Genomic DNA, 18,272 nt, shown 5'->3' on the forward strand with positions numbered 1-18,272 from the left:
CTATTTTATTTCATTCAATCCCACACGATTTATATTAAGATATCTCCCTGTAGGAGTTTCCATTTGAGTTAAAATGAGTACTGTCGTAAAATGATAATTCATTGGCATCTTAGGGTAAGTGGTTGAAGGGACTTTACAGCTACTTTTGTTCAAAAAGGAAATCATGAAAACAAAAAAGAATATCACCTGGATGGTGCTAGTAGCGCTTTTTTCCTTGACAGAAAACCCGTTAGCAGCACAAACAGAAAACAATGAATTCGCTTTTGAACAAGTTAAATCAAACACGATGGAAAATCAAGCAAAACTAGTTGTAAAGGAGTTTTTAACCGCTGTGCAACATGGAGACCATGAAACACTCGGAGCTTTGTTGCATCCGGAAGTTGAATGGTCGCAGCCAGGTAACAATCGCTTTTCAGGTATCAAACAGTCCAGTGCAGAAGTCTTTCAAATGGTAGGAGGGATGTTCAAACGTTCGGAAAATACCTTGGCTCTGACTCATGTTAAAGCAATCACGGTCAACGGTAATGAAGTGGCCTGTTTGGTGCATTGGGAGGCTGCACAACCGGTAGGAGCTACTTTGAATGTGGACAATATCGATGTGTATACCGTGGAGAATGGTAAAATTGTGAAAGTCAACGTTTTTTCTGCCGACTTGGCTCAAGAGGATCACTTTTGGGGAAAGTAAGTCATTGCGAATCTATAGTCAAAGTGCCCCCTTCTAATTTCGATCGACAGAAAATTAGAGGGGGCTTTTATCCTTAAACGGATTGTTAGAAATCAATTTGTTTGGGAGTGGTTACATAATTACCGGACCCATGGGTCCCATCTCCCAACTGGCCGTACTCATTATTTCCGGTTGCCCAAAGGCTGCGGTCATTTTTGAGAATGAAGGTGTGGTAGGAACCTGCAAATACGGTTTTTACCGCTGTCATAATCTGCACGGGAGTATTTTTATTGGTCTTGGATCCATCTCCTAACTGACCGTAGAAATTGCGCCCGGTTGCCCAAAGACTGTGGTCATTTTTCAAGATCATTGAGAAGCCTCCTTGGGCGATAACCGAATGTACATCCTCCATAATTTGTTGAGGCGTGATGACGTGTTCCATTGTTCCGTTGGCTCCGTTACCTAATTGACCGAAATGATTTCCCCCGGTGGCCCATAGCGTATTGTCTTCTTTCAGGATATGGGTATGATAAAAACCTGCAGACATAGCTTTGACATTGCTCATAATTTGCTTGGGCGTATTGGCAAAGTCATTACTTCCGTTGCCTAGTTCTCCGTAATGATTGCTTCCGGTCACCCAGAGAGTGTTATCCGTTTTTAGGATTAAGGTATGTTCCCCTCCGGCAGCAATAGCTTGTACATTGGTCATCACTTGCTCCGGGATGTTTACATCCGTGTTGGTCCCAATACCTAGCTGGCCTTTTCTGTTGTACCCCGTGGTCCAGAGGCTGTTGTCTGTTTTGAGAATCAAGGTGTGTCCGGCTCCTGCATCCATGGCTTTGACATCGCTCATGATTTGTTTGGGAGTATTTATATCCTCGTTACTTCCATCGCCCAATTGACCGGTTCTATTTCTTCCGGTCGCCCAAAGGGTATTGTCAGATTTAAGAATGAGTGAATGGAAGCGACCCGCAGCTATATCTTTTACTCCACTCATGATTTGTTTGGGAGTATTTATATCCTCGTTACTTCCATCTCCCAACTGCCCGTATTCGTTCCTTCCGGTCACCCAAAGGGTATGGTCGGATTTCAAAATAAGTGTGTGAAGGTCACCTGCCGCAATTTTCTGTATATAAAGTACTGTAAAAACTTCGGCACTGGTAGTGGTTTTGCCTTCTACGGTGACGGTGATATTTCCACTTGTAGCTTCTTCCGGTACATGTACGGTTAAAGAAGTTTTTGTCGCGTTGGTAACCGTAGTCTCTGTTCCGTTGAATTGTACGGTGTTTTCGTTGGGAATGGAGCTAAAGTGAGTGCCGGTGATGGTTACCTCGGTACCTGTTTTTCCGCTATTGGGAGAAAAGCCGGAAATGCCTGGTACCAATTCCGGTTCCGGATCAGGAGCGGAATCATCGTCTTTACAAGCGGTGATTAATAAAGAAAATAAGGAAAAAAATAGCGTTGCCAATACCGCTTGGTGGGTTAAAAAGAATTTGTGATTCATGTGGGTGATGTTAATTGAATGATAAAAATATGCTCAATAAGTTCTACCTTGTGAGTACAGGTTCTTACAAGTGAACTGAACATTGTTCAAGGGTTATTTGAACTGCGAGCTTGCGGTACAAAAGTGCGGCAAAGAGGGGTATGAGTCATCCCCTATAGATGTGAAATACATTTATCCCCGGAAAAAGGGATTTCATTGAAAGGCTAAAGGTGGTGATTCACTGTGGGGTTCAGGGTAAAGTAAATATTGGTTCCCTGGTTGAGTTTGCTATCGGCCCAAATTTTGCCTCCGTGGCTTTCAACCGTGCGTTTGGCAATGGCCAATCCTACGCCAGTTCCTTCAAACTCATGATCTTTGTGTAACCGTTCGAAGACCCCGAAAATTTTATGTACAAAGGCATTCTCAAACCCCACTCCGTTGTCTTTTACCCGGTAAGTGTAGCCCCATTGTGTTTCAATCCCTTGTACCTCTATTGTGGCCCGGCTTCTTGTACTGGTGTATTTAATAGCATTTGATAGGATATTGTTGACCAATTGGGTAACCATGGTTTGATCCCCCTGTGTATGTTTTAATTCGCCTACGTTAAATTCTATGTCTCTGTCCGTACCGTAAGTGAGTTCAAAAAATACATTTTCAAAAATTTGTCTCATATTCAGTGTGCGGACGGTCAAGGTTTGTTGGCTCACTTTGGAATATGCCAGTATATCATCAATCAACGTTCCCATCTTTTGCGCATTTTTGACAATCACATTGATGGAATGTTGCCCGTTTGCATCCAGTTTGTCAAGATAATCTTCTAACAAAATTTCACAGTACCCATTAATACTTCTCAATGGAGCCTTTAGATCATGAGAAACGGAATAACTAAAAGAGGCCAAATCTCTATTGGAAACCTCTAATTTCCGTTGTTTTTCCAATAGTTGCTTTTCGGCCTGTTTTTTCTCATCAATATCAATGATAGAACCTACCATTCGTACCGGTTGTCCATTGGTGTCAAATTGTGCTTGTCCGCTTCCCAAAAACCACTTATAGGCTCCTGTTTTTGTTTTCAGGCGGTATTCAATAATAAAGGCTTGTTGATGAGTAAAATGCTCTCTCACCAGGTCAAAAGTGGGGGCCAAATCTTCGGGGTGGAGTAACTGCCGGAAGTTCTCCACGCTGGCTTCGATTTCCCTGTCTTGATATCCTAATAACTGATAGAATTTCGGAGACCACCATTCCTGATCTTTCTGAACATCTACCCAATCCCAAATGCCGGCTTGTGCTCCTTCGAATACCAAACGGAAGCGCTCTTCACTTTTTTTAAGTGCTAATTCCGCATTTTTCCGTTGGCTGATATCTTGCACTTGAGATACTAAAAAGAGAGGCTCCCCATTTTCATTTTTCACTATGGAGGTATTCAAGATGGCCCAAATAGTATGGCCTTCTTTATGGACATATCTTTTTTCGAATTGGGCCGATTCGATCACTCCCTTTTTTAGCTTTTTCATATGATCGACTCCCATCTGTGTATCTGCCTTATAAGTGATCGCTTGAAAATTGGTTTTTAGCAATTCCTCTTTGGTATAGCCGGTAATTTGACATAAAACTTTATTTACCCTCAGGAAATGGCCGTCCAGGCCTACATGGGCCATGCCCACCGGAGAATATTCAAATGCCCAATAAAATTGTTGATCTACTAATTTTTTTTCTTTTAGCGTTTGCCGGAGTTGATGATTAATGGTTTCCAGCTCTTGTGGAGATTTTAATTGCAGGGTTTTGGGTAAAATCTTGATCGTGGCAAAAACCGTAATCCAGGAAACGACTGCCGTAAGAAATAAAAAAACTGCGTTCAGCCGGTATACGGGCTTCCAAAAAATCAGGGCATCTAAGAAGTGGGTGCTTCCGCAAAATAAAATGAATAAGGTAAATAAAAGGAAGATTTTACGAAAAGGGAGGTTTTGCCTTTTGCTTACAACATACAGGAGAATCACAGGAATGGTGAAATAGGCCAACCAAATTGCTATATTAGAAAGGATGTACAACCAACCATGAACATCCGACCACTTTCCACAAACCCATCTGGCAGGAAAATCTTCTGTTTGAATGAGCTTCGAAAAAAAATCTAGCACCTGATCCATAAAATAAGTATTAATCTTTCTAAAGATAAGTCTTATTTACCATAGGGTAGGTATAAATATACAAAAGAAGGAAGGAAATTAATATGCTTGTATAACGGTCAGGTAGTGAATCGGTAGCAATTTATTTTCTAGGGCTGTTTATTGTTGTTGGTATTTGAAATGTAGGTAGTAATATCGAAGAAGCGATTAATATCATAATAAGTTGCTTTGGTTTTTTTAAATAATTCCCCCGGCATCAGAAGAGTTGCCAGGGGATTGGGTTTCTTTTAACTAAGTGACTTAAAAATTGGCTTCTACGATCCGAGCATTTCGGCTGGCCTCGGCAAAGTCCATTGGGATGATCCCAAAACGCCCTTTGGCCGGAGTGCTAAAATAATTGCTCACTTTGGGGTTGATTGCATCGGATACGGTAGGAATATTCGGAATACCGAACCAACCGGGTTTATAACCACTGGTAAAGTTGATATACAACCTGTCAGCGTTTCCGGTTTTTGCTTCATTGAGCAGGCTTTCAATCGAATTCCATTTCTGGTTGTTGTCCGGTACTTGGTATACATCTTGAACTTTCAGCAGCGCCTGTGGGGTATTGATTTCAAAAGTCGTATTGTCTTGCCAGGCAGTGGCGTTGATCCCTTTGGGCGTATTGTTTGCCGAAAAGCGTCTTAACAGTACGATTTTACCTCTTACTTGCTCTAAGGCAGGCACATTTTCCGCCAGATACCATTTGTCAGGATTGGCTTGTAAGTAACTTTCCAAGGTAGCTTCAAAAGAGCGGGTATTGTTTTCAGGTTCATGCTCTTCTTTTATCGACATGACAATGCTTTCCGTAGGATTAGCATTCAGAAAGTTAAAGCAATAGTTCAATACGTCCGTAAAGTTCATATGTTGGTATACTACTCCATGGTGGATGGTAAACGCATCACCAATGTGGCGGCAACGGATGTCCAAAAAACGAGTACCTGCTTCCAATTGCTCTCCTATGGTCAGATCCTGGCATTTGGCCGAACCGGAAAGTAACGGGTGGTCATAACGTGCCCCGGAATCATGGGTGCCCGGAATGCTAAGCTCGGACAGTTTTAGATTTCCGTTCAAAGCACTCATCCAATTGTGGAGCTCATAGGAAACACCGGTGGCTATTTTAGGAACAGGAGCACCGGAAGATGAAGATTCCCGTGCCAAAGGTTCAACGGTTTCATTTTGACAGGCTTGAAAACCAAAAGCCAAGAGTAACAATACAAGGAATAACTTTTTCATGTGTAGGAAGATGTTAAAAACAGTTGAAAAGAACGTTAGTCGCTAGTTAAGTTGCTCGATAAATAGCTGTGATGGGAACTTATAAGTATATCAATTGAAAGGTTAAAAGCGAAGGAAAGAGGCAGTGATTTGACTACACTCCCTCCCTCAATCCTTCTCTCCTTCATTCCCTCAACCCCTTTAAATTACCAGCCTTGGTTTTGTGTTAAAACTCCGTTACTGGCTTCAATTTCATGGGGAGGTAATGGCCATACATGATGAATTTCCGGATTGAATTGCGGACGGGCAGGCCATACTTCAGTTCCGTCATGGCCGTGTAACGGCTTTGCGTAGGTAGCATCGGCATCTCCCCAACGGACCAAATCAAAATGACGGTCGCTCCATTCTCCGGCCAATTCACATCTTCTTTCATGTTTCAAATCCACGATGGTAGCACCAGTGATAGGCGCCAATCCGGCCCGTGCCCGCACCGCATTCAAGGGAGCATCTCCGTTTTGTCCGCTGGCAATTAATGCTTCTGCTTTGATCAACAATACCTCTGCATAGCGCATCAAGGGCACGTTCAGGTCGGTAGTGGGTTTGTCTCCGTTCGGGTTTACCCGGTCTTTGTTTTGGAAAGGCTCGGTGTATTTGCCAAACATATATCCGGTCTCGTTATTAGAAGTCTGTGTCCAGGTAAAATCCTCTCCGAAATAATTAAATACGGTTCCTTCTTTGAAGATGGTCACATCTCTACGGGCATCTCCGTTTTCATATTCGTCAAACAATTCTTTGGTAGGCTGGTAGTAACCCCAACCGTTGTATTTCCCCCAACCTTTGTTTTCAAACATTACTCCAGGTAAAATGCTTCCGGTTTGTGTGTTGGAAACTACAGACCAGATGTACTCGGGACTCCAATTGTTCGCAGCTGAAAAAACACCTCTGAAGTCCTCCGTAGGATTGCCTGTGTTGATCAGGGCATGCTCTCCGGAATTGATCACCCGGTTGGCTGCTTCAACGGCTTTGGCATATTGCGCTGGATCGTATTGGGCCCAGTACAAGTAGGTTTTGGCCAGGTAGGCATTGGCTGCATGTTTGTGCGCCCGGCCTCGATCCGCTTCGCCATAGCTGGAAAATTCGGGTAGTAATTGGGCTGCTTTTTCCAATTCGCTGGCGATGTATTGGTAATTGTCAATGACGCTTCCGGGTCTGGGCAGGTTGTAATCCAGCATATTCTCCCGGTCAATGATAGGGATTCCTGCCCGTTGGTCACCAAAGTGGTAGGCCAATTCCAGGTACATCACCCCACTGAAGAAATAGGCTTCCCCTAAAGAGCGGTTTTTAAGAGCCGTATCAATCTCTTCGATTTTATCAATGTTATTGATCACATCATTCGCCCGTTTGATAACTTTGTACTTATAGCTCCAGATATTTCGGGTATACCCTTCATTTCCGGTACAAATAAAATTTTTGATCTTATCGGGCGCATCTTTTACCCGACCGGTTACCATATCATCACTGGCATTGATAAACCAGAAATACCCCCGGCCATACATTTGATCCCATTGCATGGGTTCGTACAAGGCATTTACCGCGGAGATGGCGTCTGCTTCGCTTTTCCAGAAGGTGGCTGAAGTAGGAGGTCCATAGGGTTCCAGGTCCAAAAACTTCTCACAACTGCTCAATAATAGTACAAGCAATGCAGAAAAAATATATATAGGTTTTTTCATTATCTGAATAGTTTGAGTCTGTTACAAATTTTTTGTGCTCTACATCCTGGAATTAAAATTTCAGATTTACACCCAGGATGTAACTACGGGCTTGCGGATACCTTCCTTGATCGATGCCTTGGTTCACAATCACTTCCGGATCCATACCCGAATAGTCTGTGAGGGTGAACAGGTTGGTAGCCGTGAAGTAGAGACGCAGTTGGTTGACTCCGATTTTGTCAATGACTGAAGAAGGCAACGAATATCCCAATGTCAGGTTTTTCAAACGCATATAGGAAGCGTCTTCCAGGTACCAGTCGGATACGGTGCCGAAATTATTGTTTTCGTCCTTGACGGAAACTCGCGGGATATCGGAACCGGGGTTTTCGGAACTCCATGCATTTTTGATATCGGCCAGCATGTTATAGCCTTGCGTAGGTTTTAACGTGCTGAATTTCATTCCGTTGAATACGGTTACATCGGATGCTCCCTGGAAGAAGATACTCAAGTCAAAGCCTTTGTATTCGAAACGGGCATTCAAACCGTATGTAAAATCAGGGAAGGCATCGCCTTTGAATACCTTGTCGTTTTCGTCCAGTTTGCCATCCTTGTTCTGGTCGACAAACTTCAAATCCCCGGGTTGTGCGTATTGTTGAATCAGGTTACCGTCAGGCCCTTTGTGGGCTTGCACTTCTTCATCGGTTTGGAAAATACCGGCTGTTTCATATACATAGAAAGAATATAAAGGCTGGCCTACTTCTGAGCGTAAAGGACTCAGTATTCCCCGTACGTTTTGACTATGTGCAATTCCCGGAACTCTTTCCAAACGGGTCATTTCATTTTTAACCGTTGAGATATTTCCCGAAATACTGTATTTGAAATCTTGCTTCATTTGTTGATAGCCCAGCGAAAGCTCAAAACCTTTGTTACGGGTATCTCCTACATTGAAGTAAGGGGCTCCGTCTACGCCTGCGGTTCCTACTACCGGTGGGGCCATGACGAGGCCTTTCGTATCTTTGATAAAATAATCGAAGGTCAGGCTTACACTTTCGTCAAACAAGGCCAAATCCAAACCAATATCCGTTTGCCGGGAAGTTTCCCAAGTGACATCTTGATTGATCAAACGATTTTCCGCATAGCCTAAGTAGTTGTCATAAGAAGCGGGGTCACCCAGAATGGCCCGGGTACGGCTGAGTACGGAAAACATATCGTAAATTCCTAAAGTACCTAAATTTCCGATTTCTCCCCAACTGGCTCTTAATTTCAGGTTGTTGATGACCGAAATTCCTTGTAAAAAAGGTTCGTTGGATACTTTCCAGGCACCGGAAATAGCCGGAAAAACGTTGCCGCGATTGTCTGCATGCAAACGGGCACTGGCATCGTAGCGGAGACTTCCGGTAAAGAGATATTTGTCTTTGAATGAATAATTCACCCTTCCTATAGCGGAAACCAAGCGGTCTTTATAACGGTTGCCGTCCGGTTGAGCAAAAGGTCCGGTAGCATTGGGAAAAAATCTTCTGGCGATGTCTTCGTCTTCAAAACCTTGTGCACTCATGGAGAAGTATTCCCGGTTGTTTTCCTGGGCGGTAAAACCGGCCAAAACTTTGAAATAGTGATCACCAACTTGCTTGTCGTAAGATAAGGTATTTTCCACTACCCATTTGGTTTGCACGGAACTGTATTGGTATAATTCGTTGTAATCGAATATTTTACCGGGTTCTGTGATTTTAGAAGTAAACCTTTTTTCCGTATAGTTGATGCGAGTCAAGCCCGTATTTAATTTATAGATTAAGCCGGGCAACAACTCAATATCTACAAAGGCATTGGCATTGATGGTGGTGGTGGGCCTGTGGTTGTCCAGGCGGTTCAGATAAGCCACCGGGTTGATCAGGTCTCCGTAAGAACCCGCATATGTGATATTGTCTCTGGGAGTCACTCCACTGTAGAGGTTATTTTCTTTGTCGTCCCAAATAACAGCACTGGGAGGGTAGTAGATAGCCGTGATAATGGCTCCGGTATATCCGGAATTGGTATTGACGCCAAAATTTCCATCGGAATGGCTGATCGACAAGTTTTCTCCGATGGTGATGTTGTCGCGCAAATGATAGCTACTATTGAGACGGAAATTGTAGTTTTCAGAGTAGGTGTTTAACAAGGTACCTTCAATTTTCCGGTATCCCAAGGAGGCCAAAAAGTTGCCTTTTTCACTGCCGCCACTGACGCTCAAATCGTAATTTTGCATTTCTCCTTTGCGGAATATCTCATCCATCCACTGAGTGCGGGTTTCGAAACCGTAAGGGTTTTTGCTTTCGTCGATATAATCCCTGCCGTTGTAATCGTCTGCATAACCGGCATTGTCAAAGGCCAGGTTCATTACTTCGGCATATTCACGGGCATTCAAGGGAGTCAATTTTTTCCATACTTGTTGAAAACCCCGGTAGGCGTTTAACGAAACCTGAGCTTTTCCGGAGGTACCTTTTTTGGTCTCTACCATAATGACCCCTGAAGCCGCTTGTACTCCATAAATAGCGGCAGAAGCGGCATCCTTTAATACTGTCATGGATTTGATATCACCCGGGTTAGGCAGAGGGGCACCCGGTACTCCGTCTACTACATATAAAGGTGCTTCGTTAGCCATGGTGCCGATTCCGCGGATACGGACTTGTGGCGTAGAAGTAGGATCCCCTCCGTCATTGACTACAATGACCCCGGGAGTAGTTCCCTGAAAAATTTGGCCTACGTTATAAATAGGCCTTTCTTCTACCATCGATTCCGCGTTGACCGTTTCGATGGCTCCGGTCAAGTCTTTTTTCTGTACACTACCATACCCCACGACTACAATTTCTTCCAATTGCATCATATCGGTTTCCAATGTGATGTTGAGGACACTTTGCTTGTTTACCGCTACCTCACGGGCAACATAACCCACATAGCTGACAACCAAAACGGCATTGTCAGGAGCCGATAACTGAAAACGGCCTTCGATATCACTTACCGTTCCTTTGGAGGTGCCTTTGATCAATATGCTGACTCCCGGGATCGGTTCCCCGTTTTGAGCATCGGTAATGGTACCGGAAATCACTTGTTCCTGTACCGGTGCTACCTTATCAGAAATGATGTCGAAATCGGCAGTTTCTTGCTTTTGTACGACAATTTGATTGTCAACGCGCAAAAATTTTACTCCGGCTTCCCTGGAGAGTTGTCTGAGAATGTTTTCCAGGTTATCGCTTTTGGTGTCAATATTTACTTTCTTTCTTAACGGAATGTTCTCGTTGTTATAAGAGAAGTTGAAAGCAGTGCTGTTCTCGATGATTTTGAAAGATTGGGCCAAGGATACTTTGCCGGCTTCTATGCTCAAAACGACATTTTTGAGCTTTTGGGCATTGGCCAGCTCAGCGGAAAAAACCAGCGTCACCAGCATACTTTGAAGTATCATTCCAAATGCTACGCTTCTGGACATAAGAATTAATAATTCGATAAACTTTTTTTTCATAAATTTGAATGTTTTTAAAAATCCATAAGGGTGATTTTGAACACAATAAGCCCCCGTAGGCAAATGATACTTCCACTATCATGAGCCTCTTGAAAAATGGGTTTATTAACGATGTTGGGAAGTGCCTGGCCGGGCACTTCTTTTCTTGGAAATGTGTGGAAATTATTTTTGCATAGGCAGATCTGTTTGTATTAGTAACAACCTTTTCCTGAGATAAATAAAGTGTCCCCGTGATACGCACAGGATAAGTTATTGGCATATTCCAATACCTGCATCACACTGGGAAGAGCTTCGTTTTCAAACCGGGCCTTCAACCTGCAACGGGCGATTCCGGCATGGCTGAGTTGTACGGATATGCCATACCAGTTTTCCAGTTTTTGGGCAACCACATCCATGGGTTCGTTGTCCAAAATCAGTACGTTTTCTTTCCAAGCAGTAAGAACGGATGGGTCAAAGCCTTGGCTGATTGCTCCACTGGCTGCTGACTTTACGAAAGTGTATTGTTCCAAAGGAGCCAAATACACGGCAGTATCTTTTGCGCTTTGAGGGTTGCTTACTTCCACTTTCCCTTCTACCAGTGAAATTTGTAAGGCTTCTTCGTGTGCAAAAGCCCGTACGTTGAAGGAAGTACCCAATACCTTGGTGGCTACTTCTCCCGTATGTACTACAAAGGGTTTTTCGGGATTTTTTACTACTTCAAAATAAGCTTCTCCTTCGAGTTGTAAAGCCCGGACAGAACCGTTGAATCCCTCCTGAAAACGTAGTTTACTGTGAGTGTTCAGATATACTTTACTGCCGTCCGGCAGGCGGTGAACGGACCTTTTTCCTTTGGGATTTTCCAATAGAATCCAGTTTGGGATAGCGGCCTCTTGCGAGGTTTCAATGGGATTCCACAGGTAAATGGCGGCAGCCATCAACAAAATTCCTGCGGTAGCGGCTACTTGCGTCCATGGAAAACGGACCGTAGGTTTATTGACTGGGGATTGTCGTTTGGTTTTTTCCTGTTCCAGTCTGTGGATGTTCCTCAACAGTTCTTGTTTATTGCTTTCCAGTTGGTACCTGTCCGAATGAGGGGCTTTGCCTTTTTTGTTCCATACGGCACTGACTTGTTGAAATAGCTGTTCTGCCTCCCGGTTGGATTCCAGTAGCTTTTTCAACTCATCAATTTCCGGCTCGGTAGCTTCTTTAGAGAGGTATTTTGTAATCAATACCCATACATGTTCATGATCCATTGGCAAGCCCAATATTTTTCTCTTTGAAGAGAAATGATTTACATTTTTTCAATTTTATATTCAGAGAACAGGTCTTAAAGACCCTAACTCCTTCACTACTAAGACAACAAAAACGGAAAAGACCTATGAGCCGATTTTGTTAACGTTAAATGAAATTGAGTTAAGGAATTGTGACAAACCGGAGAAGAGCTGGAAAGAGTATTATTGACAACGGATAAAAAAGCGGAGCCGTGAACCTTGGTGACGAAAGCTTGAGGTATTTTTCACTTTCTTATAAAAAAGGAAATACTAAAAAGTAGAAGATCAAACTTAAAGGGTGGATTTGCACAAATTTTTCGGTCATAAATTTATTGGCTTTGACCATATGACTTTGTACCGTAGTGATGGAAATAGATAAAAGCTCTGCAATTTCTTTGTATTTCAGGCCTTCAATCTTATTGAGTTTGTATACTGTTTTTCTCTGGCTGGGCATTTCTTCCACCAATTTTTCAAAAGCATTCATCAACTCATTGTAATTCATGGAAGCCTCGGCTTCTGCTTGTTGTGATGGTAGTGACGCTTGGGAATCGAGTTGTTCCAGTTGGACTTTTTCTTTTTTTAGAAAATTCAGACAGTGATTGCGGGTAGAAGTGAATAAGTAGGTTTTCAGGTTTTTATGAATGATGATATGCTCTTTCTTTTCCCATAATTTTAAAAACACATCCGAGACGATTTCCTGAGCGAAATCGGGACTTTTTACAAATATCTCGGCAAATTCACATAGCCTGTTGTAATACCTTTCAAATAAAACTTCCAGACAGGTGGTGCTGCCTTGTTTTATTTGTTCAAATAACTCATGATCAGGGTAAGTGGGTTGTTTCTTCATAGCAAATATGGGAGTCGCTATTGATGTATAATCAAAACTACTCTAAAGCGTTGGGGATCAAAAAAGGCCACAGTTAATAATTTATGAACTTTTGCCAAGAAACGCAACCACTCACCCACTCACCAATTCACCCACTCACCAATTCACTCATCCACCAATTCACTCATCCACCCACTCACCAATTCACTCATCCACCCAACAAGGCTCCCCAGAATAGGTGCCCTGTTGGAAGGTAGTGAAATCCTCCAGTCTTTCAATTCCCTTCAATCCTTCAACCCTCCAATCCCTCTACCTTTATTTAATTGCCTTCCTGCTTCAACCAAAGCCGGAAATTGTCTTTTTGTGCTTGACTTCTGTTTTCCTGAAAATCGATTTCAAAAGTAGTAAAGAAAGGTCCTTCTTTTTTGAGTGTGCGCTTGTGTAATAAGTTGTTTCTGAAAAAGGCGATTTCTACCAGGTCTGTCTCTTTCAGTAAACTATTGAGATTATCAGTGACTTTTTTGCCATTGAAGGCAATGATCTCATCTCCCAGGCAGAGCGTATCCATTGCCGGAGAATGAGGAGCAATGACATCCACTGTGCAATTTCCGTTTTGGCGGGCTACTTTAAATCCGAAATGCTTTTCCGTAAGGTTTTCGGGACTACTTTCGTGCAAGGTACAACCGATAAAATCCAAAGCTTCTTTCAACCTGTTTTCCAGAGGGACATTGCCATAAATACACTCCTCAAAATACTGTTGCATATCGGTTCTGGCAATGCGGTTGACAAGTGCTTGGTAATCTTCTTCGGTAAAGCCCCGGCCTTGTTGTGCAAATTCCGACCATAAGGCCCGCATCACATCGTCCAGTGTTTGTTGGTTGTGGGTATGTTTCCGGATTTCCAGATCCAAAATGATGGCTGCAATGGCCCCTTTTACATAAATGGAGGTTTTCCGGTTAGGAATGCCCCGGCTATAGCCATCCAACCATAAGTCATACGATGAATCGGCTACGGATAGATTATGACGGCCAAAATTTTCAAAATGTCTTTTGAACAGTTTGTTGAGTTCTTCAAAATAAAAAGATACGTCCCATACACCGGAACGAGCCAATAAGTAATCTCCGTAATAGGTGGTGATGCCTTCGGCTATAAAGCCTGTGCGGAAGTAATTTTCACGGCTGTAATCATAGGGCCACATTTCTGCCGGACGGATGCGCTTGATGTTCCAGGTATGGAATAACTCATGAGAGCTCACGCCCAAAAAGTCATTGTACATGACTTCGGAATCAAAGAGTTCGTCCGGGCCAAGGGTGATGACCGTACAGTCACTGTGCTCCACACCATGGTAGTGTTTGTAGGGAAGAATTTGATAGAGATAGTGGTATTCTTTACAAGGAAACTCACCAAAAAGGTCGATTTGTTCTTTGGTATAAGCCTGAAATTGTTGGGTAATGGTTTCAAAATCGGGTTGTACATTTCCTTGAAACCAGAGGTGAAACGTATGGATTCCTACCTGAAACGAATGGTGAAGCAAACTGCCACTGGCAATCATGGGTTTTTCCACCAAAGCATCAAAATTTTCTGCCAGCCAATAGCCTTGGTCATCCTGCTGCATACTGCCGGCAACCTGATAATGTTCCGGGATGTTTAATTGAATCCGGTAGGACTCCTGTTCACGACCTGCGATGGCCAAACCACAAGTAATCCAATTGATATAGAGTTGGTTTTCATCCAACCAACTTCCTCCGGCATCCATCTGCCGGGCAAAGTAATTGTATTTTACAACTACGGTACTAGCGCCTCCTGTGCTCACTTGCCAACGGTCTTTGGTGACTTTTTGAAAAGGAAGTGCTTTGCCTTGTCCGTCTTCTACGGTAAACCGTTGAATGTTTTTTGCAAAGTTTTGCAATTCATAACGACCTGGTCGCCAAGCGGGCAACTGAAGCTCCAACAGGTCCTGACGGTTCTTTTCTATGATCAGTTCGAAATCGATATATTGTTGTGTGGGATATTGGTAGGATACTTTGTAAATCATGGGTACTCGTGTTTTTTTATTCAAAAAGTAAAGTTATAAATAATGCAGACTTATTGGTGAAACAGGCAAAGAAGCTAGCAATATATTCCCGCAATTTTTCCGGTCCGTTTTCCTTTCAAGAAAAGAACTTCATTTTGCCGGCTTTTTTACTAATTTTCCCAATTATACAGAGAAAAGGTCCGAATTGATCTTGGAATAAACGAAGGGAAAAGCCCACACCGGCTAAAATTCAATCTGCATCATGCTTATATCTATAGAAAACATATGCGTAGACCTTAAGGGAAAGCGCGTACTTGATCAAGTTTCCTGTACCATCCGCCCCGGTGAACATTGGTGGATCAGTGGTACGCTTGGAGCAGGAAAAACGACCTTGTTAGAAACCTTGGGGGGAAAGCATTTTATCCGGGAAGGCTGTCTGAAAATTTCTCAAAAGGGTGAAGAGCTACCCATGGATACATTTCGGAAGAAAATTCAACTCGTGAGCTTTGGAGAAGATAACCGCCTGATTCAACTCAATCAACACTATTATCAACAACGTTTCAATGCTTCTGACGCCGGGAGGAGTCATAAAGTGCATACTTATCTGGAAGCCAATGGATTTGAATTAGAGAAAGAGGAGCATCAAGTCCTACTGGCCAATAGCGGGGTAAGTCCTTTGCTGGAGCTGGAATTGATAAAGCTTTCCAGTGGGCAACGCAGAAAGTTACAGTTGGTCCGTGCCGTTTTAAAAGATCCGGCAGTGTTGATTTTAGACAATCCTTACCTGGGGCTGGATGAAGCCAGCCGGAGGGAGTTTAACCATTGGCTGGAGAAGTTATGTCAAGAGCATGAAATCCAATTGATCCTGACGGGCCAACGCAAAGATTTACCCATGGACTTGATCACACATGAGTTGGCTTTGGACAAGGGAAAAGCAGATTATCACGGAGTGCTCCGGGAGGATGCAAATCCTCTGAAGATAAAGCCAGAAGAGTATAAAAAGGATTTGTTGGGAGTGTTGAAAACAAAGTGGAGTCATCCGCAAAGGCCTCACAAGTACCGGCAAGTTGTGGCTTTGAATGGTGTGAACATCCGGTATGGTCAAAAAACCGCCTTGAAAAATATACATTGGCAAGTACGGCAAGGAGAAAAAGTAGCTTTGATCGGGCACAACGGTTCCGGGAAGTCTACCTTATTAAGTCTGTTGTATGCAGATCATCCACAAGCCTATGCGAACGATATCGTTCTTTTTGACCGGAAAAGAGGAAGTGGAGAAAGCATTTGGGAAATTAAAGAGAAAGTAGGTTTTATTTCCTCGGAACTGCATTTGTATTTTAATCCCCGTTACACTTGTTGGAAAACCATTGCCACAGGCTTTTTCGAAACCATGACTCTACGAAGAAAACTGACAGAAGAGGAGGAACATCTGATCGACTTGTTTCTGGAATATTTCGACTTATCCGCGATCAAAAACAGGGTGTTCTCCCAGCTGTCATTTGGGGAGCAACGGTTGGTACTTTTGATCCGGGCATTGATCAAACATCCCGTATTGATTTTGCTGGATGAAGCTTATCAAGGCCTGGATGAGGAAGGTATTGCCAAGGCGAATTACTTATTGGACACACTGATGGCTGATAGTACTTCTACGCTGATTTTTATTACGCACTATCCGGAGGAGATTCCTTCGTTCGTTCAGCGGCATACTTATATTCAAGAAGGAGAAATCCAATAAGTGATGAAAGAAGATAAAAGGCAGGAAGCAAAAATTCCTAAAGGTTTTTGTTTTCTGCTTGCCTGTTTGTAAAGTAGGCTTCCAAAAAAAATCGTAGCTTTGAACCCACGAAATCAGGCAACCTATCATTTTATGCAAGAACCGTCAATACTGTTAACCCATAATTTTATACACACGCCTACCGAGGGGCAAAAAGCGCTTTTTGAGCGTTTGGGGGCATTTATTTTGGAGAAAAAAAAGGCGAGAAGTACTTTTTTATTAAAGGGATATGCGGGAACAGGAAAGACTTCTGTGTTGGCCAGTCTGATTCGTACATTACGGGCTTACGACTACAAAAGTCTGTTGCTGGCACCCACGGGCCGGGCAGCCAAGGTAATGGCTTCTTACACCAACCGGAGGGCGTTTACCATTCATAAAATCATCTTCAAACAAGAAGAAGATCCTTATTCCGGCCGCTTGATCTTCAAACGGGTAAGCAATACTTATAAGGACACTTTTTTTATTGTGGACGAAGCTTCTATGATCAATGACCTGAACGAAATGGGAGGAAAGGGATTGCTTTCCGAATTGATCAGTTATGTGTTTCAAAAGCCGAATTCCGGCAACAAATTATTGTTGATCGGGGACACCGCCCAATTGCCACCGGTACATCAGGAGCTGAGCCCGGCTTTGGATGCGCATGTATTGCAGGATGAGTTTCATCTTCAGGTGACTTCTTGTGAACTGGATGAAGTAGTGCGGCAGGAAGTCGCTTCCGGAATATTGGAAAATGCCACCCGGGTGCGCAACCAAATAGCACAACAAGAATTTGCCATGCATCTGGATACTCAGCATTTTAAAGATATCTACCGTATGACAGGCGACCGCCTGGAAGATGGTTTGCGCTATGCGTATGACAAATTCGGCATTGAAAATACGGTGGTGGTGTGCCGTACAAACCGGGCGGCAACACAATACAACCAGTTTATCCGTAGGCAAATTAACTTTTCGGAAGACGAACTGGAAGCCGGGGATTTGCTGATGATCGTCAAAAATGATTACCATTGGCTACCGGAAAACTCTCCGGCGGGCTTTTTGGCCAACGGGGAATTTGTGGAAGTGTTGAAAGTGAGAAATTACGAAGAAATGCATGGCTTCCGCTTTGCCGATTTGACTTTGCGTTTAGTGGATTATCCCGACCATGATACAGTGGACGTTAAAATTCACCTGGAAACGTTGCATTCTTTCACTCCGAATCTGGACCGGGAACAACTCAACAAATTATACGAACTCGTTCAACAGGACTATATGGACATAGAAGACCGGACCAAGCGAAACAGTATGATCCGGAAAGATCCGTACCTTAATGCGCTTCAGGTAAAATTTGCCTATGCTCTTACCTGCCATAAGTCGCAGGGAGGACAGTGGAATTCCGTGTTTGTGGACTTGGGCTACCTGACCGAAGAACGTAAAAATGTAGAACTCATGCGCTGGCTGTATACGGCCATTACCCGTGCTTCGGATGAGTTGTATCTGGTAAATTTTTCGCCTGATTTTTTTGAATAGATAACCGAATAGGCGCTTTTTAATCCCGGGTGGAAACCTGAGTTTTAACGCTTGCTGCTTTGGCCCGATACGGTATACCATCATGGCCCGTCTTTCTTTGAATAAATCCCTACTATCAAGTACGCTATCTCAAGTGTTTTGCTTTGAGGATCCGGGAAATTGGAATTTTCCAGTAAAAATTA

General features: G+C 43.3%; 11 protein-coding genes. 3 read left to right on the forward strand and 8 right to left on the reverse strand.

Annotated features, from left to right (window positions below):
- Positions 1–163: 163 nt before the first annotated feature.
- On the forward strand, positions 164–685 hold the full coding sequence (locus AAG747_RS00295; RefSeq protein WP_346819111.1) for a nuclear transport factor 2 family protein: 522 nt from the start codon (positions 164–166) through the stop codon (positions 683–685).
- A gap of 85 nt (positions 686–770) precedes the next feature.
- On the opposite strand, the gene AAG747_RS00300 is transcribed toward AAG747_RS00295, so the two are convergent.
- From AAG747_RS00300 to AAG747_RS00335, 8 genes are all read right to left on the reverse strand, one after another.
- On the reverse strand, positions 771–2,168 hold the full coding sequence (locus tag AAG747_RS00300; protein WP_346819112.1) for an RCC1 domain-containing protein: 1,398 nt from the start codon (positions 2,166–2,168) through the stop codon (positions 771–773).
- Between the two features lie 203 nt (positions 2,169–2,371).
- Positions 2,372–4,288, reverse strand: a complete 1,917-nt coding sequence (locus AAG747_RS00305) for a PAS domain S-box protein (protein WP_346819113.1) — start codon at positions 4,286–4,288, stop codon at positions 2,372–2,374.
- A 279-nt stretch (positions 4,289–4,567) separates the two neighbouring features.
- Positions 4,568–5,542, reverse strand: a complete 975-nt coding sequence (locus AAG747_RS00310; RefSeq protein WP_346819114.1) for a phosphatidylinositol-specific phospholipase C — start codon at positions 5,540–5,542, stop codon at positions 4,568–4,570.
- 185 nt (positions 5,543–5,727) lie between these two features.
- Positions 5,728–7,251, reverse strand: a complete 1,524-nt coding sequence (locus tag AAG747_RS00315; RefSeq protein WP_346819115.1) for a RagB/SusD family nutrient uptake outer membrane protein — start codon at positions 7,249–7,251, stop codon at positions 5,728–5,730.
- A 52-nt stretch (positions 7,252–7,303) separates the two neighbouring features.
- Complete coding sequence (locus AAG747_RS00320) at positions 7,304–10,723, reverse strand: TonB-dependent receptor (RefSeq protein WP_346819116.1); 3,420 nt, start codon at positions 10,721–10,723, stop codon at positions 7,304–7,306.
- Between the two features lie 191 nt (positions 10,724–10,914).
- Entirely contained in the window at positions 10,915–11,955 is a 1,041-nt protein-coding gene (locus tag AAG747_RS00325; protein WP_346819117.1) for a FecR family protein, read from the reverse strand.
- 271 nt (positions 11,956–12,226) lie between these two features.
- Positions 12,227–12,820, reverse strand: coding sequence for an RNA polymerase sigma-70 factor (locus tag AAG747_RS00330; protein WP_346819118.1), 594 nt, complete (start codon positions 12,818–12,820; stop codon positions 12,227–12,229).
- A 298-nt stretch (positions 12,821–13,118) separates the two neighbouring features.
- Positions 13,119–14,834, reverse strand: coding sequence for a M61 family metallopeptidase (locus AAG747_RS00335; RefSeq protein WP_346819119.1), 1,716 nt, complete (start codon positions 14,832–14,834; stop codon positions 13,119–13,121).
- Positions 14,835–15,075: 241 nt separating this feature from the next.
- On the opposite strand from AAG747_RS00335, the gene AAG747_RS00340 reads away from it, so the two are divergent.
- On the forward strand, positions 15,076–16,545 hold the full coding sequence (locus tag AAG747_RS00340; RefSeq protein ID WP_346819120.1) for an ATP-binding cassette domain-containing protein: 1,470 nt from the start codon (positions 15,076–15,078) through the stop codon (positions 16,543–16,545).
- Positions 16,546–16,677: 132 nt separating this feature from the next.
- Positions 16,678–18,090, forward strand: a complete 1,413-nt coding sequence (locus AAG747_RS00345) for an ATP-dependent DNA helicase (RefSeq protein ID WP_346819121.1) — start codon at positions 16,678–16,680, stop codon at positions 18,088–18,090.
- Positions 18,091–18,272 lie beyond the last annotated feature (182 nt).

The organism is Rapidithrix thailandica, from assembly GCF_039710355.1.
GTDB classification, from domain to species: domain Bacteria; phylum Bacteroidota; class Bacteroidia; order Cytophagales; family Flammeovirgaceae; genus Rapidithrix; species Rapidithrix thailandica.